This window comes from Chryseobacterium daecheongense, from assembly GCF_003729955.1.
Classification (GTDB): domain Bacteria; phylum Bacteroidota; class Bacteroidia; order Flavobacteriales; family Weeksellaceae; genus Chryseobacterium; species Chryseobacterium daecheongense.
On sequence record NZ_RJTX01000004.1, the window covers coordinates 1 to 21142 of the forward strand.

General features: G+C 35.7%; 15 protein-coding genes. 7 read left to right on the forward strand and 8 right to left on the reverse strand.

Annotated features, from left to right (window positions below):
• Positions 1 to 124: 124 nt before the first annotated feature.
• The 7 genes from EGI05_RS13335 to EGI05_RS13365 all read right to left on the reverse strand — a co-directional run bounded on the left by EGI05_RS13335 (position 125) and on the right by EGI05_RS13365 (position 12300).
• Complete coding sequence (locus tag EGI05_RS13335; protein ID WP_394337986.1) at positions 125 to 451, reverse strand: VanZ family protein; 327 nt, start codon at positions 449 to 451, stop codon at positions 125 to 127.
• Positions 452 to 476: 25 nt separating this feature from the next.
• Complete coding sequence (gene gcvH / locus EGI05_RS13340; RefSeq protein WP_123263552.1) at positions 477 to 854, reverse strand: glycine cleavage system protein GcvH; 378 nt, start codon at positions 852 to 854, stop codon at positions 477 to 479.
• 108 nt (positions 855 to 962) lie between these two features.
• Positions 963 to 7997: a T9SS outer membrane translocon Sov/SprA gene (gene sov / locus EGI05_RS13345; RefSeq protein ID WP_123263553.1), complete on the reverse strand. Its 7035-nt coding sequence runs from the start codon at positions 7995 to 7997 to the stop codon at positions 963 to 965.
• Between the two features lie 57 nt (positions 7998 to 8054).
• Complete coding sequence (gene ruvA, locus EGI05_RS13350) at positions 8055 to 8639, reverse strand: Holliday junction branch migration protein RuvA (protein WP_123263554.1); 585 nt, start codon at positions 8637 to 8639, stop codon at positions 8055 to 8057.
• Between the two features lie 165 nt (positions 8640 to 8804).
• Entirely contained in the window at positions 8805 to 11090 is a 2286-nt protein-coding gene (locus EGI05_RS13355; protein WP_123263555.1) for an NADP-dependent malic enzyme, read from the reverse strand.
• A gap of 15 nt (positions 11091 to 11105) precedes the next feature.
• Positions 11106 to 11957 (reverse strand): BadF/BadG/BcrA/BcrD ATPase family protein, encoded by an 852-nt coding sequence (locus tag EGI05_RS13360; RefSeq protein WP_123263556.1) that lies wholly within the window; start codon positions 11955 to 11957, stop codon positions 11106 to 11108.
• Between the two features lie 79 nt (positions 11958 to 12036).
• Entirely contained in the window at positions 12037 to 12300 is a 264-nt protein-coding gene (locus EGI05_RS13365) for a hypothetical protein (RefSeq protein ID WP_123263557.1), read from the reverse strand.
• Between the two features lie 231 nt (positions 12301 to 12531).
• Between EGI05_RS13365 and EGI05_RS13370 the strand changes: the two genes are divergently transcribed.
• The 4 genes from EGI05_RS13370 to EGI05_RS13385 all read left to right on the forward strand — a co-directional run bounded on the left by EGI05_RS13370 (position 12532) and on the right by EGI05_RS13385 (position 16296).
• A complete protein-coding gene (locus EGI05_RS13370) occupies positions 12532 to 12990 on the forward strand; it encodes a GtrA family protein (RefSeq protein WP_123263558.1) in 459 nt (152 codons plus the stop codon).
• 3 nt (positions 12991 to 12993) lie between these two features.
• A complete protein-coding gene (locus EGI05_RS13375) occupies positions 12994 to 13722 on the forward strand; it encodes a lysophospholipid acyltransferase family protein (RefSeq protein WP_123263559.1) in 729 nt (242 codons plus the stop codon).
• A gap of 53 nt (positions 13723 to 13775) precedes the next feature.
• Positions 13776 to 15245, forward strand: a complete 1470-nt coding sequence (locus EGI05_RS13380; protein WP_123263560.1) for an MFS transporter — start codon at positions 13776 to 13778, stop codon at positions 15243 to 15245.
• A 91-nt stretch (positions 15246 to 15336) separates the two neighbouring features.
• Positions 15337 to 16296 (forward strand): DUF3810 domain-containing protein, encoded by a 960-nt coding sequence (locus EGI05_RS13385; protein WP_228428613.1) that lies wholly within the window; start codon positions 15337 to 15339, stop codon positions 16294 to 16296.
• Between the two features lie 388 nt (positions 16297 to 16684).
• Here the strand turns inward: EGI05_RS13385 and EGI05_RS13390 are convergent, their stop codons facing one another.
• On the reverse strand, positions 16685 to 18913 hold the full coding sequence (locus EGI05_RS13390; protein WP_228428614.1) for a CocE/NonD family hydrolase: 2229 nt from the start codon (positions 18911 to 18913) through the stop codon (positions 16685 to 16687).
• Between the two features lie 206 nt (positions 18914 to 19119).
• Between EGI05_RS13390 and EGI05_RS13395 the strand changes: the two genes are divergently transcribed.
• The 3 genes from EGI05_RS13395 to EGI05_RS13400 all read left to right on the forward strand — a co-directional run bounded on the left by EGI05_RS13395 (position 19120) and on the right by EGI05_RS13400 (position 21107).
• A complete protein-coding gene (locus tag EGI05_RS13395; protein WP_123263561.1) occupies positions 19120 to 20625 on the forward strand; it encodes a thioredoxin domain-containing protein in 1506 nt (501 codons plus the stop codon).
• An 80-nt stretch (positions 20626 to 20705) separates the two neighbouring features.
• A complete protein-coding gene (locus EGI05_RS18020) occupies positions 20706 to 20879 on the forward strand; it encodes a bacteriocin-like protein (RefSeq protein ID WP_166668366.1) in 174 nt (57 codons plus the stop codon).
• Positions 20880 to 20927: 48 nt separating this feature from the next.
• A complete protein-coding gene (locus tag EGI05_RS13400) occupies positions 20928 to 21107 on the forward strand; it encodes a bacteriocin-like protein (protein WP_123263562.1) in 180 nt (59 codons plus the stop codon).
• The last annotated feature ends 35 nt before the right edge of the window (positions 21108 to 21142 follow it).

The window sequence follows — 21142 nt, forward strand, 5'->3', positions numbered from 1 at the left end:
TTTACTTAACATAAATTTTATGATCGTGGAAAAGTACCAGGCGTAACCAATTGATATGGAAATATTTAAATTTAATTATATAGTTTTCCACAATGACAGAAAACAGAAAAAGCGATTCGAGGTATTAAAAATAACGCTTGATTAAAGCTTTATATATATAATAACCTATAAGACAACCTATGGTATCTGCTACTATATCTAGCGTCTCCATAGATCTTCCCAGTTTCATTTCCTCCTGCAAGATCTCGGTAAGAAAAGCATATATCAGGATAATTTGAAAAAAGTATAGAAATTTTATTTTAGGAAATGTGGAAATAAAACAAAAGCCAAGCATTGCGAATATGCTTACGTGTAGAAATTTGTCAATTCCGTTGAACATGAACCAGTATTCATGATTCTCTTCTCCAGGTTTGAGAAGCATATAAGTAAGAAATGCCCAATAAATGGGCAAGATCTTACTAAATATTTTTGAAATGTTATCCAATGATAGCCTGGTATTCTTCTGCAGAAAGCAGCTCAGACTGATCTGCACCATCAGTAATTTCCAATTTGATGATCCAACCGTTTCCGTAAGGATCAGTATTTAATAATTCAGGCTGGTCTTCTAAGTCTGAATTAAATTCAATTACTTTTCCAGAAATAGGCAAGAATAAGTCTGAAACAGTTTTTACTGCTTCCACACTTCCGAAAACGTCTCCTCCGTTTAATTCATCATCTACAGTATCTACATCTACATATACGATATCACCAAGCTCTCCCTGAGCGAAGTCTGTAATTCCAATAGTAGCTGTATTCCCTTCGATCTTAATCCATTCGTGATCTTTAGTGTACTTTAATTCTGATGGTGTATTCATTTTTCAATTTTTATATTGTACAAATTTATTCAAAATTATATAAGGTTCAAATATTGGATATAAAAAATGTCCCTCTATTTTTTGAGGGACATTTAATTTATACTGATTCTAGAATCCTCCTGAATCTCCAAACGTGAATGTAGCTGAGATTCCTGCTCTGATTGTTGATAGCGGGAACGCCGTTGAAATTTTATATTTCGAGGTCATCTGTTCATAGAACACCCTTAGATTCAGGTTTTCTGAAACATTATAATCCGCAGACAACTTAATGTTCAATAATTTCTGTCCACCTGTCACTTGGGAATCATCCAGCAATATATTGGTAATACTAGTTTTGCTATCTCTTAAAGAGAAATCTCCTCTAATGTTCAGATCACTTCCTTTAGCTTTACCTCTTCCTCTTACATTCGTCATGCCTAATCTAAAGTTACGGATGATATATCCTACTCTTACTACATATTCTGTATTAGCATCTTCTGTAAGGGTATGGTTCACCAATCCTAATAATAGCATTCTGTTTCTGTTATACTGTAACCCGAACTGCATATTATTTCTCATGGTAACATCTATTCCAAGAAGTGGTGAGAATGATTCTACGTACCCTACCTGGGAGAAGGTGAACGGATTAAAGAAATCGCCATTCACATCTAGTGTATTTCCTGTGGTCAGGCTATTGAAATAATCAATGCTGGATTGAATTCCTGTAGCTGTATAAGTGGCATTATAAGCATGTAATAGATCAAATTTAGAAAACTGTCCGTTAATGATCGGGATGTTTCTTAATCCTGAATAGGTGATTCTCCAGTTCGGAATTGGTAATCCTGCTTTTTTAGCATCCCCAATCTCTTTTGGAGATTTCCCTTCTACCGCTGCTCTGAATGCCGGAATCAATACATATGCATTGGCAATACTATGTCCTTCGGTAAATCCATCAGGCCCCAGTGTCCCACCAAGCTGCTGTGAAATGGTTCTGGCATTTTCTCTGATAGCCTGGTAAATTGCCTGTCCTTCTTTAAAGGAAGTTTTAAGAAGCACTACTGAATTAGAGTATGTGATCTGATCATTGGCAAATGCAAAATTATGATCCGGGGTATTAAGGTTTTGAATATTATTAAATCCTGATTGTGAGAAGTTCCTGTTATAATTATGCAAGGCATTAATATCAATTCTGAAATCATTGATCGGAACGACCTGCAAATTAGCCCGCAATTCTTTGGTGGACATACGAACATAAGGATCTGTCATGAGATCATTTGTGCTTACCCATCCTCGTTCCAAAACAGTTCGTCTTATATCGGCCTGTGAACCTAATAAGAATCCGGCCGTTGGACCACCTAACGTCTGCCCATATCCATACCAGTTAGGAGCAGATAATAATCCCGGAATTACAGTACCGTTATTTTCAGAGTAATTAATATCCAACTGCTTGAATGAAGTCATAAAGAATGCTATACTCTGAAGTGGTGTTAATCTGTTCTTGAATTTATATTTTTTATACTTGTATCTGTTCTTTTCCCAAGCCTGTGTATATACGTTATTCAAGGAATCTATTTCTTGTTTACGCTTCTGAAGTTTAGTAGAAATATTTTTGAAATATTTAAACTGTCCAAAGAACTTAGGAATATCTGCTGTAGCAGTAGCCTGAATAACATTCGTGTTCTGTCCAATAGATCCTAAGCTTCCTCCCGGACTTGAAAGCAATGCCGTAGACCTTGCATTCCAGTTATAGGTCAAACCATATTGTAATTCCGCATCAATGAAATCCAGATATGGAAGATATTGGAATGGTAACTTATAGGTTAACTGCACTCTGTGATTATACAACACTGGTCTTCCTGCTCTGAACACATTTCCGAAAATGGAATTATTGTCCATAGTATTGACATCCATATTATCATTAAGTGTTCTCATCGTGGAGTTGATATCCAGCTTTAATGATTTCGTAAAATTGAAACCTACTCCATACTGCCATCCAAAATAGAAGTTTCTGTTTTTGATCGCAGCGAAGTCTTCTCCAAAGTTTCCGCTTAAGATCGCATCAATATTTCTAAACTCAAGTTCGTTGTAATTTCTGTCAACTTCCGTTCTGAAAGATAATCTTGTCGGAATCGGGTTGATGTTGAATTCTTTGACCCATCTCAGATACTTGGTAGACTTAGCCGTATCACTGATCATTTTATTGAAAGGCTTAATTACCCAAGGCTTAAAGGTATAGTTATAATCTATGTACCCTCTTAGGTATTGTCTGTAATTTCTCTTCGTATAGATATCTCTATAGAAATCATCATTATACACAGCAGTTACGGAAACGTTTTCTATGTCATAGAATTTAGGTTTCTTATTCTGGTTTACTCTTTCCTTATGCATATTCACCACACCAATACTTCTTTGTTGAGTATAAGTTCTGGCTACTTTTTTAAGCTCTTCTCTGTTAGCCGCTTTTTTGAACTCTACGTCTGTATCCAAAGGATTGTACTTCGGATCTTCGATCGTTTGTGAGTAAGAGTAATTCAATGGAATTTTCACTCCACTTTTCTCAGGAAGTAATTTATCTACGTTGATAGCTGTATTAATACTGAATGCAGACTGTGTCGACTGGTTTCTTTCCGCTGGTTTTGAATCAATATTTCCAAAACCAACAGATGTATATGATGCATTGGTATTTACTGTAGCAAAATCTCCAAGGTTGAAATTCAAACTTGCATTTCCAGCATAACCTCCATCGTTTTCAATTTCAGAAAGACGGATTTCGTTGATCCAAAGCACCCTGTTTATAGCTCCACCGAATCTACCCTGTGCATTTCTTACCCCCACCATAATAGTAGTAATATTTCCAAGACTCGGACGTCCTTTGATATAGATCTTTTTAAAGGTATCACCACCTTCAAAAACCTGGTCCAAAACCCTCTCTGCAATATTGTTCGGAGAATTCTTATCTCTCCTGATCTTAGCATCTACAAAATTCTGAATATCAAAATCCACTTCGTTTTCAAACGGCCAGATCTCCATCGGCGCAGTTGCGGTTTTCGGAGTAAGTTTCAGAGAAGCTTCATATTCATAATAGTTATCTGTAGCATCACTACCGAAACGGATAAAGAATTTAGTTTTCTCATCGATCTTACCTATATTCAAATCTGTGTTTTCCGGATCCTGAGCGTGTACAAAAAGTTTTAATTTTTTGTATCTTCTCATATCCAGTGCCGTATTCTTGAATACTCCTCTTGCTTCATTAGATGCCAAAGAAGTTGCTTTTAAATATAATGATGCTTCGTTTTGTCTTTGTGCACCGGCATTCCCACTAAGAACCTGTCTATCGATTCCTGGAGGAAGCACATAAGGTGGTTGATTCAAAGCATTTTCTTCAATATTTACACTTCCTATCTCAAAATTATTTGGAAGAACATCTGCGCTACCTTCATCTGTGGCAGGATCCGGTATAGAAGGAGGTGTAGTAGAAGTATTACTATACTTTGCAATATTTTTAGGATATCTTCTCCAATCTGATCTTACTAAGTCCATGGTACCGAATCTCAAAGTAGATGTCTGTTCAAATCCTGCCAATAATAATCTTGCAAATCTTACATTGTTCAATACTTCTGCACTGTGATCTCCTTCTGCCCCCGTTTCATTGTATTTTGAAACCGGAATTCTGAACAAGTACCATTTTACCTGTGAAGTATTTCCATTCTGGAATTGAGCCTGAACAGTTTTAACATCAACAATATTATTATCTCCTAATACTAAACTTGCAGGATCTAATTTTACTACATATTCATTATAGTTTTCACTTTGATCCAGGTTGTAATCTTTATTGATATCTTCTACATCAGGAGTTTGCGAAGCTACTTCAAGGGAGTTACTCTGAGAGTTTCCTTCCGGATTTCTGAAATATTTGTATCGCTGGATCACTGAAGAAGCCTGGCTGCCCGTAAATTTATCAGACATATAGAATACAAAATCATCTACCGCAGGGTCAGCAATATTAGTTACCGGGTTTACAAAGGTATTTCCAAATCTCATCGCTTCCTGGTCCGAACTTAAACCATCATATCCAAGATCCTGAACTGTTCTTTCCTGACCTTCACTAGAGAAAGCATAGAGAATCGGTGGTTGTTTTGGCTGTATCCCCCAGTTTGAATTGGTAGTGGAAGATTGTGATGAAGGAGTTGGAAGTCCGTTCTCATATTGCATCAAACCATCTTTCAGGATATCTTCAGATACATTCCCCAGCTGTAATAACAATCTTGGATTTGATCCTAAAGTTCCCCCATCGGCATAAGGATCCATTAACCAGAATTCAACATATTCAATATTGGAATTGATAAAGTTGGATACACTGATTGGTCTCATGATACCTCCCCATCTTTGCAGAGCTGTCTCTGATCCCGGATTGACATTATAAGGTCCTTTTTCTAATGGAAAATAGGAAATATCGAATGTATTGGTAAACGTTTGTTCACCGGCAACAAAATCTCTATTGTTATAAATTTCGGAGTATTGTACTCTTCTGGATGCGTGGTTGGAAACAGACTGAGGGGTAATTCCCGTAGGGGCTTTTCCGCCTACTCCCCAAAATCTTGGGTCAATATTATACCAGGATAATAACCCTCTTCCGTAGCCGCTTGTTAAGTCGTCATTCGGAGGCAGTCCGTTGAAAGGAGCCTGAGTATTTTTCTCCGGTCTGGATGCAAGGCTCCATGCAGCAGGTTCTTTTAAAGATATTTTAGAAGTCGTCTGCTCGAAGTCGTCAATATAGGACTGGTCATTTGTTCCTTTATTAAGTCCCGGCAATAGATAAGCAGCTTCCATTTTAAAATTGATATTGGAAGGCGCTTCGGTTTTCACCAATGGAATTTTATCCGTCAATCTTGTCAGGAAAGGAGCCTGATTATTATACATCAGGTTGATTCCTGCCATCGTGTTATTTACAGCTTCCTGTCCATAGTTTACCTTTTGAGTAAGCGGGGATTCTGAATAATTGACAATGGTTCCTCCTAAAATAAAGTTTTCATTGAATCTTCTTTCTAAATTTAATCCTAAGAATCTTTTTCTTTGGGTATTAAATGTCAATTGGTTTTCTAATGAAATATTGATGGCCTGTCCGGATTGTTTTACCTGTTCATTGATGATGGTCACCGTTCCCAACATATAATCCACGGTATAGTCAACCCCTTCAGTTAATTGCACTCCGTTTGCGGTCACTTTTACAGATCCTTGCGGAACATTTACGGCCCCAAGAGAAATTCCTTGTCCCTGTGTTCCTTTATAACGGCCTTCCATCGTATAACGTTGAGCCAAATTATTGGAAGAGGCAACCTGTTTCTGTTGAGAATAAAGATCATTGAACACGTACTGAGGATTATTACTTCCCAGAACACTTGCCATATAACTACCGAAAGGCTGAACTTTGGTAAAGATGATTTTTCCTGTTTCAGGTCTGATGGTGATTCCATTGACAAAATCGAAAATACCATCTCCCATTGTGCCTCCATTACTTTGCAAGTCACCATTAAGATTCAGACGGTCCCAGTTTAAGAGTTTCAATAAGTTGGTATCCTGAACCGGTGTATTTGGAAGGTAATTTACTTTACCTCCTGTTTGTGCATCTCTGTAGAATACATTAAGAATGAAACCATCCTGGTTTACCTGACCTGCATCCAATGGATAGATGTTTTTCATCATCAAATTCCACATTGGTGAAGTAATCTTGGTAGTATTATTAGCTTTTAGCACCTTCGTCACTAAAACAGGGCTTTCTTCCGAGAATTCCCCTACTTTGTATACCTGATTGGTTCCATTCACCGTATAGGAGTAAGAAACTGCTAAAAGCTGATTGTCATTTAATTTTTGATTAAGGGAAATGTACCCTAATTGTGGTTGAAGGGTATATTCATTAGCATTTAATCTTCTTGCTTTTTTATTGAAAATAAATTGTTCCCCGTTGTCATAGGATTCAGGAGTTCCTGAAGCATTCGGGAAAGATTGTCCCTGTAATAAATTGGCATAGTTTACTCCCGCATCTCTCGGTGTTCCCATTGTTGTGGTAATACTTGAGTAAAGGCCGTTTTGCGAGTTATCCGGAAGTCCTGAAGTTCCGTCACCTAAATCTCTGATCCCGACAATACTTTTCTGATATGCTAAATTACTATTCCCTTGATCTAATACCCAAACTTCCAAACGGGTAATATTGATTTTGGAATTGATCTGAGGATAGTTTAGTAAGGCATTGTCATAATTGTTTAAGAAATAATGTCCCAGGAAGTAGTGCTGGTTATCTTCGTAATCAATAGCGTTGATTTTAAAGTTACTCATCACTCCACCACCCTGAACAACAATATTACGGGCTTCACCCTGCTGTTGAGAAAGCACTAATGTTCCATAAGTTTTTCCTAATTGGAATTCTGTTTTAACCCCAAATAGCGATTGTGAACCACGGATCAGGCTGGTGGAAAGCGGCATATTGACGTTACCGAATTCTATTCTTTTTATGATTTTATCTTCCCCTCCGGCTCCGGGTGAATTAATGTCTCCAAGTCCTTTGGTCTGTAAGTCTTTCCAGCTTCCTTTGGCTTGCCATACAAGATTCATCCTGTTTTCGAATGCAAAACCACTTTGGGTATCATAATTGGCTTTCAATTGCAGGTTTTCTCCCACTTTTCCCAATAATCCCAACTGGATTCTCTGGTCTATATCAAACGTGAAACTCTTCCTGTTTTGGGGAAGAATTAAAGGGTTATCTATTTTCTGGTATAATCCGGCAAAGTCGAATGAAGCATATCCCGAAGGGATAATTTCAATTTTGTTGCTGCCGAATATCGTTTCGAAAAGCTTATTACGGATAGTTAAAGAAGGTAGTAATCCTTTTCTCTGGGCATCACTTTTATCTTTCCTGAAAAGCAGGCTATATTTGTCTGATTTTTCCTTATAGTAAGCCCTTGCCTGTGTTGCGAGCATGAACTCTTTATATTCTTCCGGAGACATTGCCGTAGGAGGACCAGTGATGGTATTCCCAATTTTAGGATACACGTAGTACATTCCTGTTTTGATATCATAAAAGGCTTCATACTGGGTAGGATCGGCCAACTGATAATCTTTCTTTATAATCGCTGTGTCACGTACCTGCGCAAACGCGCTTACTGACATACACAAGAACGACAGGAACAAAAATATATTGAGGTACTTATTATTTGCCACCAAATGTTAAATGTTTTTTAAAATTTGTTTTACCAACTCTTCAACAGAAATATCAGGATTTTGTTTGATTATACGATCCGCAATCTTTTCACTCATCCTTTTCGGAATCCCCAAAACTTCTAATGCAGATAACGCCTCATCCTTAATTTTATTATTTACAAATGTAGAAATATTTTCCTCCGGATTGCTGAATTTTTGGACTTTATCCTTCAAATCCACTATTATTCTTTCCGCTGTTTTGGCTCCTATTCCTTTTGCTTTTTGAATGAGGGCACTGTTGCCTGAAAGTATGGCTGAAGCAATCTCATCAAGGCCTAAAGTGGAGAGTAAAATAAGCGCTGAAACCACTCCCACTCCATTAACGCTTATTAACAGATTGAACATTTCTTTCTCTGAACGAGTGTTAAAACCGAAAAGCAAATGGGCATCCTCACGGATAATTTGCTGAATAAACAGAAAAGTTTCCTTATTTAAAGTCAGTTTCTGAGAGGTCATCAGGCTGATTCCCACATAATAACCAACTCCATTGACATTGATTACAGCATAGGTAGGCGTAAGTTCCTGAACAATACCTTGTAGTGAAAATATCATATTAATTTTTAAAACCACCCAAATATAGTAATTTAAACTAATTAATATTTTCATTTCACGCAGGAATGATTTTTAACTTAATTTCTGATGTGGTTTTCAAGGATTTCCTATAAAATAAAAAGACTCCAAAATTTGGAGTCTTTTTGAGTTATGCTTTGAATTATTTTACTTTTTTTCTCTTCTCTGAGCATCAAGAACAGCAATAGTTGCCAGGTTCACAATTTCATCAACGCTTGAACGCATCTGCAATACGTGTACCGATTGTTTTAGTCCCATTAAGATAGGTCCTATTACCTGTGCTACTTTCATTCCTCTGATGATTTTGTAGGATAAGTTGGCACTTTCCAGATTCGGGAAGATAAAGGTATTCGCAGGAGTTGTTTCCAGTTTCGAGAAAGGATAATCACTTAAATGATCTGCATTCATAGCGAAATCAGGTTGAATTTCTCCATCTACTACCATTTTAGGATATTTTTCATGTAAAATGCTTACTGCCTTCGCTACTTTTTTAGAGGTTTCCGAAATAGCTGCAAAGTTCTCAAAACCAAGCATTGCAATTCTTGGCTCGATTGCGAAAGATTTCACGGTGAATTCCGCCATTTTAGCAATATTTACCAAATCTTCGGCACTTGGATTATGATTGATGGAAGTATCTGCAAAGAAAATAGGTTTCTTCTCAGAAAGGATCATCATCATTGCTGCTACTTTATCCACTCCTTTGTCTTTTTCGATAACCTCTAGAATCGGTCTTAATACAGAAGTATAGTTTTTAGAAAACCCTACTATCAATCCATCCGTATCTCCATGTTTCAGCATCAAAGGTCCGAAATAGTCTCTCTGACGGACATATCTTTTGGCTTTGTACTCGTTCATTCCTTTTCTCTGACGAAGTTTCCAAAGGGTTTGTCTGTATTTTTTTCTGTTCTCTTCCTGGTCATCATCATTAGGATCAATAATCGGGACATTCAAATTGATTCCGAAACGTTCCATCTGCTCTTTGATGTATTTTTTCTCCCCTAAAAGAATGGGATGCGCAATTCCTTCTTCATATAAGATCTGAGCGGCTTTTAATACATTATATTCTTCTGCGTTTCCTAAAGTAATTCTCTTTGGATTGGACTTTGCTCGGCTCTGCATCATTCTTACCAGCTTCTCGTCTCTTCCCATTCTATCCAGAAGATGATTTTCATACTCTTCGAAATCCTCAATTGTTTTTCTTGCAATACCGCTTTCAATAGCAGCTTTTGCTACCGCACTGGAAACTTTCGTAATCAATCTGTTATCAAATGGTTTCGGAATGAAATATTCTCTTCCGAATTGTAAATTCTGAACATTATAGGCTAAAATTACCGCCTCCGGAACCGGTTCTTTAGCTAAGTCGGCAATCGCATGAACTGCCGCCAGTTTCATTTCTTCATTAATTCCTTTAGCCTGAACATCCAATGCTCCACGGAAAATGTATGGGAAACCTAACACGTTATTCACTTGGTTAGGATAGTCACTTCTTCCTGTCGCCATAATCACATCCGGACGGGTCGCCACAGCAAGATCATAAGCTATTTCAGGATCAGGATTTGCCAATGCAAAAACAATCGGGTTTTCATTCATGCTGTTCAGCATTTCCGGTGTCATTACATTTCCTTTTGACAATCCTACAAAAACATCCGATCCTTTTACAGCATCTTCTAATGTTTCAATATCGGTATTGGCAACGAAATCCAGTTTTTCCGGGGTAAGATTTTCTCTTTTATGGTTAATTACCCCTTTGCTGTCGCACATCAGGACATTTTCTTTTTTAAGACCCAATGCAACGTAAAGTTTAGTACACGCAATGGCTGCCGCTCCTGCTCCATTGACTACCATTTTTACTTCGTCAATATTCTTATTAGCGATCTGCAAAGAGTTGATCAATGCTGCTGCAGAGATAATCGCAGTACCATGTTGATCATCGTGCATTAAAGGAATATCCAATTCGTCCTTTAATCTTTGTTCGATGTAAAAAGCTTCCGGAGCTTTGATGTCCTCAAGGTTGATTCCCCCAAAAGTTGGCGCAATTCCTTTTACAATTTCAATAAATTTATCCGGATCTTTTTCATCAATTTCAATATCAAAGACATTGATATCCGCAAAGATCTTGAATAAAAGACCTTTTCCTTCCATTACCGGTTTTGAAGCCTCTGCCCCAATATCACCCAATCCAAGAACTGCTGTACCATTGGAAATTACAGCTACCAGGTTTCCTTTTCCGGTATAATCATAAACCGTTTCGGGCTTTTCATGGATTTCCATGCAAGGAACCGCCACTCCCGGAGAATATGCCAATGACAGATCTCTTTGGGATGAATGGGGCTTTGAAGGGATTACTTCAATTTTTCCTTTGGGTTCGGTTTTATGATAATCTAACGCGGCCTGATTGAAATTCTTTTCGTCGCGGTGAGTTTTACTTGACATAAATTTTGTTTTTTATTAAAGTATATATTTAATATGGTAGTTCACTAAGCTTTCTATAGGTTTCTGTACAACGTGCCCCACATTTAAATTAAGTTCTGCAGCTGCGGAACGCAGGATATTTTCATAATAATAGGCAATGGAACCAATAAAATTGATTTCAGCATTTTTTGCTTCTTCATAAGGAAGCACCTGGTAATCGAAGAAATTCATCATTTCATCAAAAACCATTTGCTGAAAGTAAGGATGTTCCTTTCTTTCTACCACAAATTTATTGAAATCAGCCAGATACGCATTCGGTCTGGTGGTATGATACATGTTTTTTAATGCCTCATCAATGGTCAACTGATAAGTCTCTTCAAATTCACGGTGAAGATCTTCCGGAAGTTTTTGCATAAAGTACCTGCGCACCAATTGCTTTCCAATAGCGCTTCCGCTTCCTTCATCTCCCATCAGGAATCCTAATGAAGGTAATTTGATTTTTAAATTTTTCCCGTCAAAATAACAAGAATTAGAACCTGTTCCCATGATGCATACAATGGCAGGCTTTCCGTCATAGGCAGCATATGCTGCCGCCATAAGATCTTCCTTTACGGTGATGGAAGCGTTTGCAAATACTTTACTCAATTCTTCTTCTATGGTTTCACAGTTTTTCTGGATTCCACATCCGGAACCGTAGAAGAAAATTCGTGTAATAGAGTTTTTAACGCTGGCTAAACTGTTATTCTTTTCTATTTCAGGAACAATAAGTTCTTTGTTGATAAAATTGGGATTAAAACCTATGGTTTCCGTTTTGAGAAAAACTTTTTTGAAATCATCCAATATTACCCAATCTGTCTTGGTAGAACCACTATCAACAATAGCAACCATATTTTACATTTTAATTTAAGGATGCTAAATTATGAATTTATCTTGAAAAAAGAGCTTAAGAAACCCTTCGGAAGCTTTATCAATGTTTTATATCAGTTTTTTCTTTATTGAATTGTATCAACCAGTCTTCTATTTCATCTTCAAGATAAGAGGTTTGAAGAATCATGGCATTAATGAAATCATCAGGAACAGGTTCGCCTTTGGAATTTTCTAGGTTCCAAAGTTCGTCGGACATATTTTCGTACTCTGAATATACTCGTTTGAACCGGGAGTTCTCTCTTTCCAGAGCTTCAATATTTTTCTGTTGGAGCTGGAATTTTCTGTATTTGTTTTGACGTTTCATACAAATAGTAATATAAAAGGGTTACAAAAAGGTTTTGGTAGCACGCTCAAACACGCATTACAAGATAGAAAAAACCATCAACACAAATAGTTGAAAATGAATTTATTATCAGGTATATTTTACATCATTCTGAAAACTAAATTTAGAAATAATTTTGAATCTGAAAAAATATTTAACAACTTTTTTTACTGTTTAACATATAGTTATAAATTTGCACATCATATCACTTGAATGAGAGAATTACTAATACGCCAGAAACAAATATTATTCTTCATTATTGCAGGAGGACTCAGTGCTATTGTGGAAATCGGAAGTTTTAAGATCTTCAGCACCTATCTTCCTCACTTTATTTCTCAGGAAACAGATTTTCATGGCATCCATTATCCTTTAAGTAATATATTTTCTACAAGCTGCGGGATCATCACCAATTATTTTTTAAGCATCTGGTTTGTGTTTGAAAGAGGAAAACATTCTAAAAGAAAGGAGTTTGCCTACTTTATGGTAGTGTCTTTTATTTCCACTCTATTAAGTCTTGCTTTCTTCCAGATATTTTACAGCTGTATATTTAAAGATAATATTGATTTGATTTTTTATACCTTGAGCCCGGAAATGATCAGTAAGATTGCAGCTATTTTATTGGTCTCTATCCTTAATTATTCTGTAAAGAAGAAAGTAATTTTTAATGGTTGATTTGTGGTAAAGATTTTAAATTATCTCTGGAGGTTCTGGCTGTTAATACTAGCCTTTGTATTAACGATCATATTAGGAATACCTGTTTATATCCTGTCTTTTAGCAAAAAGCATTATAAATATGCTTATCAGTTCATCCGTATCTGGTGCTACGGAATGTTCTACGGAATGGGACTCCGCTATGAACTGATCAATCTTACGAATAAAAAGATCGATAAGAACCGGCAATATGTAGTGATCTCCAATCATACTTCCATTATGGACATTATGCTTCCCTGCATTTTATTTCCTAATCACCCGCTGTGCTATGTAGGAAAAAAAGAGCTAGTAAGAATCCCGATTTTCGGTACCATATATAAAAGAATATGTGTGATGGTAGACCGAAGCAGTGCAAGAAGCCGCGCCGATGTGTACCGAAGATGCGCCGAAAAGATGGAAGAGGGCAATAGTATTGTGATTTTTCCTGAAGGTGGTGTTCCTGATGATACCTCCATTATGCTGGATGATTTTAAAGACGGAGCCTTCATTCTGTCCTCCAAACATCAATCTCCTATTGCAGTATTTACTTTTGTGGGGTTAAAGGAAATGTTCCCGTTTGATAATTCCAAAGGATATCCCGGGAAGGTAAAAGTATACTTCAATGATATTATTGAACCATCCGAATTTCCTAAAGATTTAAGAATGTCTGCTTTTGAGACAATAAAAAAAACTTTAACAAATCATTCTTTTTAAAAGAAATAATTATATTTGTTTAAACTAACTGTAAAAAAACTATAAAAGTTTATATGGAACATCACAACGAGCAAACCAAATGGTCTCAATTTATATCATTGGTTATTGTATTTTTCTTCTGGGGTTTTGTTGCTGCAAGTAATGACATTCTGATCCCCGTGTTTAAAAAAAGTTTTACACTTTCGCAGGTACAATCCCAATTGGTAGCTTGGGCATTTTATGTAGCTTACTTTGTAGGGTCCCTTATATTCTTTATCATATCGTTGAAAAGCGATATCCTGCAAAAATTCGGATATAAGAAAACCTTGGCTGCAGGATTGATTATTTCCGCAGTAGGTGCATTTTTATTCGTACCGGCTGCAACTTCTCAAAATTTCTGGTTTTTCTTAACCGCACTATTTATTGTAGGGTTAGGATTCTCTGTTCAACAGATTGTAGCCAATCCTTTAGCGATTAAAATGGGTAGTCCGAATACAGGCGCACACAGATTGACGCTTGCAGGAGGCATCAATTCTCTGGGAACAACCATAGGACCGATTTTATTAGGAATTGCGTTGTTTGGAACAGGAAGTGAGCAGACAGAATTATCTTTGGATGATGTAAAGCTTCCTTTCATTATATTGGGAGTAGCTTTTATTTTAGTAGCTATTTTCATGTTGTTCTCCAAAATAGAAGATCCCGCAAAGACGGAAGAAAAGAAAATAGATGCCGGAGAGGAAAAATTCAACTTATTTAAATATCCTCAATTGGTTCTGGGAATGCTTGCCATCTTTATTTATGTAGGAGTTGAAGTTTCTATCATCAGTAATCTTCCAGCTTTGCTTCATACCAATGAATTTGGAAATGTCTTGGAACACAATATTGCTCCTTTCATCTCTTTGTATTGGGGAAGTTTGATGATCGGAAGATGGAATGGAGGAATCAATGTTTTTAATACATCCAAAACAACCAATCTGATTTTAAAGTTTGTAGTTCCATTTATAGCCTTTGGAATTATTCTAGTAGCAAATACATTAAGCGGTAAAGATGTTTCTGCGTTCTATATTTACCCGATCTGGATCATTATTTTCATCCTGATGAGTTTCATTGGAGGGAAAAATGCAGGAAAAACGTTAATGCTTTTTGGTGTTGCGGGAATTGTTATGATGCTGTTCGGATTATTCTATCCGGATAAAGAGATTGCAAAATATTTCTTCATTTCCGGTGGATTATTCTGCTCTATTATGTGGCCTTCCATTTTCGATTTAGCAATCGCAGGTTTAGGTAAAAATACAGGAAAAGCGTCATCTTTCCTAATCATGATGATCTTAGGAGGGGGAATTATTCCTTTATTACAAGGATGGATCTGTGATTTTGATAAAGCCAATCCAGATGGAATTATGGGAATTACCTATACTCATTTCTCCTACATTATTCCCGCATTCTGTTTCTTGTATTTAGCATTTTATGGATTTGTCACTCCGAAGATTTTGAGAAAACAAGGAATAGTATTAAGTGAAGAAAGCTCTAGCAGTGGACATTAATACAAGGAAAATATATAAGAAAAAAAGATTTTGGGCAGCTATTTTAGTTGTCCAAATTCTTTTGTTTTATATCTTCTCAAAATCAGAAATTATGATTTCTTTTTTTGAGAATTTCTTCGAGCTCCAAAAATGGTTTCATCAGGTGTTATTTGCCTGGGTTCCATTTTCTTTGGGAGATATTCTATATGTTGTATTGGGTATTATTATTCTTTATTATCTTATTCAATGCTGTAAGAAATCAGCCAGAAGCCAAGCCGTTTTAAAGCTTCTTTTGATCATCAATGTTTTTTATTTTATTTACCAGGTATTTTGGGGAATGCTCTATTTTCAGACTCCGGTTATTAATAAGCTTTCTCATCAGGAAGAACCGAATCTGAATAAGGCAAAAATATTGGCTTTACGATACCTGGAAAAATGTAAAACCAGTCGACAGCTTACCAAAGAAGATAAAAACGGAGTTTTTGTGGCGACCAATTTGCAAGCGATACAAAATGAAATTCTTTCCCAGCAGCAAATGCTTCCGAAATATATTTCAGACAAGAAAGCTCCACAGATCAATTCTTTTAAACCAAGTATTTTTAAGAGTGTAATGAGCTTTACCGGCATTCTTGGATATTACAATCCATTTACGGCCGAAGCTCAATATAATGCAGAATTGCCATCTACATTCATTCCCTTTACATCGGCACACGAAAGTTCACATCAATTAGGTTTTGCCAGAGAACAGGAAGCCAATTTCATCGGTTATTTAATGGGTGTAAACTCTGAAAATATAGAATTGAGATACAGCACGGAATACTTTACTTTAAAAAGCCTTTTGCGCTTTATTGTAGAAGAAGATCCTAAATTTGTAAAATCTGTTATAAATAATTATTCCCCGGCAATGAAAAGAGACAGATTATACGAAAAAAACTTCATTCTGAAACATCAGGGATGGCTGGATGATTTTTTCGGTATGACGAATAATCTTTTTTTAAAAAGCAATCAGCAAGAAGGCTCTATTACTTATTCTTACTTCATCGATCTTCTACTCAATTACGAAAAAATTTAATCAAAAAAAAGAATCGTACCAGGCGATACGATTCTAAAAACACAAATGATGAAAAAAAATTTATTACCTTGACTTGTTCCCTCATTCAAGGCGATGTAAAAGTACAACATATTTTAGAAATACAAAAACATTTTTAGCCTTTTTTAAAACTTTAAGAAAACTTTAAGATTTTTTAAGTTCTCTTGAGTTTAGTCACCCTTAAATGACTTATTTATAAAGCATTAAACTAGTAAAGGATATGTATTTTTGACTCGATTTTAACTTAATTCTTCTATGAAACCAAACATTTGTTTAAAAATGTGTTAATTTCGAAAATCAATCATTTTTTTTCACGAAAATTTCAGAAAAATTGTTTGATTACTCTAACTTCCGATCAAAAACGATACATTTATTGTAATATCGGTAATTCAATATAGCTATCTGTAAACCATTTTATTTCCAAAGGTTCTGCAGCATCTGCAATGGTCTCTTCACTCACATCTTTTCCGGTTCCGTAATTGACCTGATATTCCGGAGTTTTATTGATTCCCAGCAATACAATCAGCCTGCTCCCTTTAGCAATTTTCTTCCCCACAAAAGTTGGATTATCAATAGAAACGGTTTCTACTTTACCGGGCTTTAAAAGATGTCTTTTTTCACGATTTTTGGTATAACTGGCTCTTCCTAAATAATTGGACAGATAAAAAGCTTCATTATCCGGCTGTATCTGGATCAGGGATATGATAACATCCATATCTTTTTTGTTGATCTCAGCTTTCAATTTTGCTTCAAATGCTCCGTTGATGATGATATCTTTGTCTAAAACCGGTGTTTGATAAATCACCATATTCGTTATATTCAAACTATCTTTTTTACCGTACTTGTAATATGCGTCTTTGGTGTCTCTGTCTTTAAAATCTATTACTTGCTTTATGAAATCATTATTTGCAGGCTTTTCCTTTGATAATAATTGAACAGTCTCTGAACCTTTAGTCAAATAAAGTTTCAATGTACTATTATGGCTTGCTTCAAGGCTTGGAAAATGCTTCCATTCATTGGTATCCATGATCTGAACATTGACTTTGTCTTTTAACAGTTCAGGTTTTTTACCGTTTTTCATCACATAATCGAACCATGAAAAAGCCAAATCACTGATATTGATCCTTGCGGCCTGATCTACAGTATATCCTCTCAACACATTGGTAGCATAACTTTGTGCGCCTCCATGATCATAAGGACCAATGATCATATAATGATTAGGATTCTTGTTATATTTATAATATTCTTTAAAATAATATAAAGCTCCTAGCTGATCTGCATCGTAAAATCCTGTAGTAGTAAGTACCGGTATATTGATTTTGGCAAATTCTTTTTTGTACGGAACCATACTTTTCCAAAATTTATCATACGCAGGATGATCCAGCCAACGCTGAAAAATCTTATTTTTCTTACCTTCAAAAACATCTAAATTCCTGAAAGATTTTCCGCTTTTATACCATGCAGTATTTACAGAATCCCATTTTTTATAGTTTCTGAAGCCTTCTTCATCGGTAAGATTATTGGTGGTAACATAGGAAATCCATTGCAGCATATAGCTCATAAAAACATTATTAGTCATAGGATAATCTATTCCAATTCCTACGGCCACTTGAGGAATCACGGTTTTTAAAGCAGGATGCATTTTTTTCGTTGCTGCCCATTGGCTGAAACCTAAATAGCTTCCACCGATCATTCCTACTTTTCCGTTATTCCAGCTTTGCTTACTTATCCAATCAATTACGTCATATAAATCCTCAGCTTCATGCTCAAAAGGTTCAATTTCATCCGGACTTGTTCTTTTCCCTCTCGTATTGACTACTACTCCAACATAATCATAAGCTACTGCCCTTTTGCCTAATGCTCCGTCATAGCTTCCTGCATAGATATTATTCGTTAATATGGCAGGCAAAGGCTGCTTATTATTTTTATCTCTGGTTACTGTTACCGCTACAGTTCCTCCTTTTTTTGTTTTAAAATCAAATGTTTCTACAATATATTTTTCTTTTTCTTTCTGGGCTAATAATTGATTTATTCTGTGCTGGATTCCCGAAGAAGTTTTATAATCCAGGTAGCTTAACCCAAGACCAACCGCAGATTGTGCATTGATACTGTCACTTTTTAAAGACCCAAGTGCTTTTTTGAAATTATCTCTTTTCTTTCCTATATTTTCAACAAATACATCCGCAATACGGAATGAGTATTTGCTAGGTAAGGTTGCACATTTTATATCGAATGCCTTATCCAATGCTTTTGAAAAATCAATTTTCTCATTCTTCTCTATGTCTTTGGCCATTGCATAAAGCTCATAATTGATGAATTTTGTGGATGCGCTGTTTTTATCTGCAAAGGCTTCACGATATTGCTGTATCGTTGCAATGGATTTTTTATAATTCCCCGCGAGAATATCAAATTTGAAAGATCTTTCCAAAGAATCCAGTCTTTTCGGTTTTTTATAATTTTCAGAAATCCTGGAAGCAATCGATGAAATGCTTTTATCAAGAATAGCAGAATCTGATAAAGCAGCTTTAGGCCAAAAGAACTTTTGCGCCGAAAACAGATTTACAAAAAATAAAGCTAGAATAATTAATTTTAGTTTCATATTATATAGATTTTGGCAGAATTCGATCAATTAAAACCAAATTATGTTATGGAATTTTCATGACAGAACGTATAATTTATTATCAATAGGGCAAATTTAGTTATAAATTCACTCTGTAAATCAGGTTTATGCAAATATCTCACACTAAAATGAAAAAATATTTGTTTTTTTAAAACATCTGCGTATTTTAGTTTAAAAAAATCAACATGACTTTTGATAAACTCATTCACTATCTTAAACTGGATAAACAGGAATTTCTTTTCCAATTCAATTCGCATCCGAATTATCCTTCTGCACTGGCTTTTAGTGACACTCTGAATTTCATGGGTGTAAGAAATGATGCTTATGAGCTTGATAAAGAATACTGGGATGAGCTGCCTGAAGAATTTATTGCCATCGTAGAAAACTCATTCTCATTGGTAAAAAAATCGGGAAATAGTTATTCAGTTTACTCGGATAAGGCAAAAACTTTAAACCGTGATGAACTGCATCAAAAATCATCGGATTTTGTTCTTCTTTTTGAGAAGGATGAAAAATCCGATCATAAATCCATCAGTAATTTCAAACCATTTATTTATGCCATTTTCGCACTTATTGCTATCTATTCGGTAGTTAATTTAGCTTGGTATGAAACTGTTTTTACTGTTCTTTCATTAGCGGGAGTATATATTTCCATGGAGATTTTCAATCAGAAATTCGGAAATACTTCTACCGTTATTGGCAGTATTTGTGGAGATACTTCTGCGCAACAGGCCGTAAATTCCTGTGACAAAATCATTACTCAGGACAAAACAAGCTTTTTAGGACTTAAATTCTCGGATCTTTCTTTAATTTATTTTGCCGGGATTTCCATTTTAAGCTTATTCCTGCCTGCTACAGCATTTGTTATTAAAGGATTTACACTGGTATCCATTATTGCGATAGGTTATTCATTATACATTCAGGCTTTTGTAGAAAAAACATTTTGTAGAGTTTGCCTATTAATTATAGCAATACTTACTGCGCAATTGCTGATCAGCTTTTTGTTTTTTGAAAATATATTTTTCAGTGTCCCGACACTTCTATTAACGGTTATACTTTGGCTCGCTGTATTTTCTTCGGTGTTATCTCTCAATAAAACTCTTACAGAGAAAGAGGAAGTAAAAAAATCCAATGCCAAAAACTTGAGATTTAAACGAAATTATGAACTGTTTAAAAGAGAGCTTTTAGAAAAGGAAAAAGTTTATTTTACAGACAATAATACATTGTCTTTAGGAAATAAAAATGCCAGACTGCACATTGCTGTAGTTTCCAACCCATATTGCGGCTTCTGCAAAGGTGCCCATGAAATCCTGGAAGGGCTTCTTAAAAAATATCCGAATGAAATTTCGGTTCAAATGAGATTCAACTATACTTCTGAAAAGGCCAATGCTCAATATACTGCTTTGGTTTCTGACTTTTTCAGCATTTATAAAAACAAATCAGAAAAGGAATTCCTGAATGCTGTAGAAACCTGGTTTGAATATAAGGATGAAAATAAAATCAAAGAATTGGCAGGTACAACTTCCCAAGAAGACTTGACTCCTTTAATTGAGATTGGTAAAGAAAATAGCAATGCGGGTATCAACTTTACTCCAGTATTTATCATCAACGGTTATCAATTTCCGGACAAATATGACCGCGAAGACATCTGGTATTTCATTGATGAATTGATGGAAGATGAGGAGTTATAAAATATTTCAACCTAAACAAAAATTCACTACCTTAGGAAAAATTACAAATAGAACTTAACATACCAATCAAAACGTTTATTATGAAAAATCTAAAAAAAATTTCAAGAGAAAGCCTTCGCATGATCAATGGAGGACTTAGAATGTGTCCACAAGATGGAAACTGCGGATCAGGATGGTGCTGTTCCAATGGTGCATGTAAATTAATATCCGGAGCGAGCCCTTCCACTTATTTGTGTGATGCTATTCCAGTATAATGTATTTTATTATGCAATCTAATTTAACCAAACCCATATACAATTACTATGAAAAATCTAAAAAAAATCACCAGAGAGAATCTTAAAAACATCAAAGGAGGGATCACTATAGAATGTGCTCAGACTCAAGCTTCTGCAACCTACTGTATCCCGAAAACCGCACAATGTCCACCGGATCCGGATGGTTTGCTTTGTGTAAATGCCTGCAATAAATGGTGTTATGTATAATAGATTATAAAAGTTTACCCAAATTTTATTAAATT

What these genes read in the sequence shown, in the direction of transcription:
- EGI05_RS13355 (WP_123263555.1), bottom strand. Translation starts at nt 11,090, where the DNA reads ATGTCAAGTAAAACTCACCGCGACGAAAAGAATTTCAATCAGGCCGCG.
- EGI05_RS18020 (WP_166668366.1), top strand. Translation starts at nt 20,706, where the DNA reads ATGAAAAATCTAAAAAAAATTTCAAGAGAAAGCCTTCGCATGATCAAT.
- EGI05_RS13390 (WP_228428614.1), bottom strand. Translation starts at nt 18,913, where the DNA reads ATGAAACTAAAATTAATTATTCTAGCTTTATTTTTTGTAAATCTGTTT.
- ruvA (WP_123263554.1), bottom strand. Translation starts at nt 8,639, where the DNA reads ATGATATTTTCACTACAAGGTATTGTTCAGGAACTTACGCCTACCTAT.
- EGI05_RS13370 (WP_123263558.1), top strand. Translation starts at nt 12,532, where the DNA reads ATGAGAGAATTACTAATACGCCAGAAACAAATATTATTCTTCATTATT.
- EGI05_RS13380 (WP_123263560.1), top strand. Translation starts at nt 13,776, where the DNA reads ATGGAACATCACAACGAGCAAACCAAATGGTCTCAATTTATATCATTG.
- EGI05_RS13365 (WP_123263557.1), bottom strand. Translation starts at nt 12,300, where the DNA reads ATGAAACGTCAAAACAAATACAGAAAATTCCAGCTCCAACAGAAAAAT.
- EGI05_RS13385 (WP_228428613.1), top strand. Translation starts at nt 15,337, where the DNA reads ATGATTTCTTTTTTTGAGAATTTCTTCGAGCTCCAAAAATGGTTTCAT.
- sov (WP_123263553.1), bottom strand. Translation starts at nt 7,997, where the DNA reads ATGTCAGTAAGCGCGTTTGCGCAGGTACGTGACACAGCGATTATAAAG.
- EGI05_RS13400 (WP_123263562.1), top strand. Translation starts at nt 20,928, where the DNA reads ATGAAAAATCTAAAAAAAATCACCAGAGAGAATCTTAAAAACATCAAA.
- EGI05_RS13395 (WP_123263561.1), top strand. Translation starts at nt 19,120, where the DNA reads ATGACTTTTGATAAACTCATTCACTATCTTAAACTGGATAAACAGGAA.
- EGI05_RS13360 (WP_123263556.1), bottom strand. Translation starts at nt 11,957, where the DNA reads ATGGTTGCTATTGTTGATAGTGGTTCTACCAAGACAGATTGGGTAATA.
- gcvH (WP_123263552.1), bottom strand. Translation starts at nt 854, where the DNA reads ATGAATACACCATCAGAATTAAAGTACACTAAAGATCACGAATGGATT.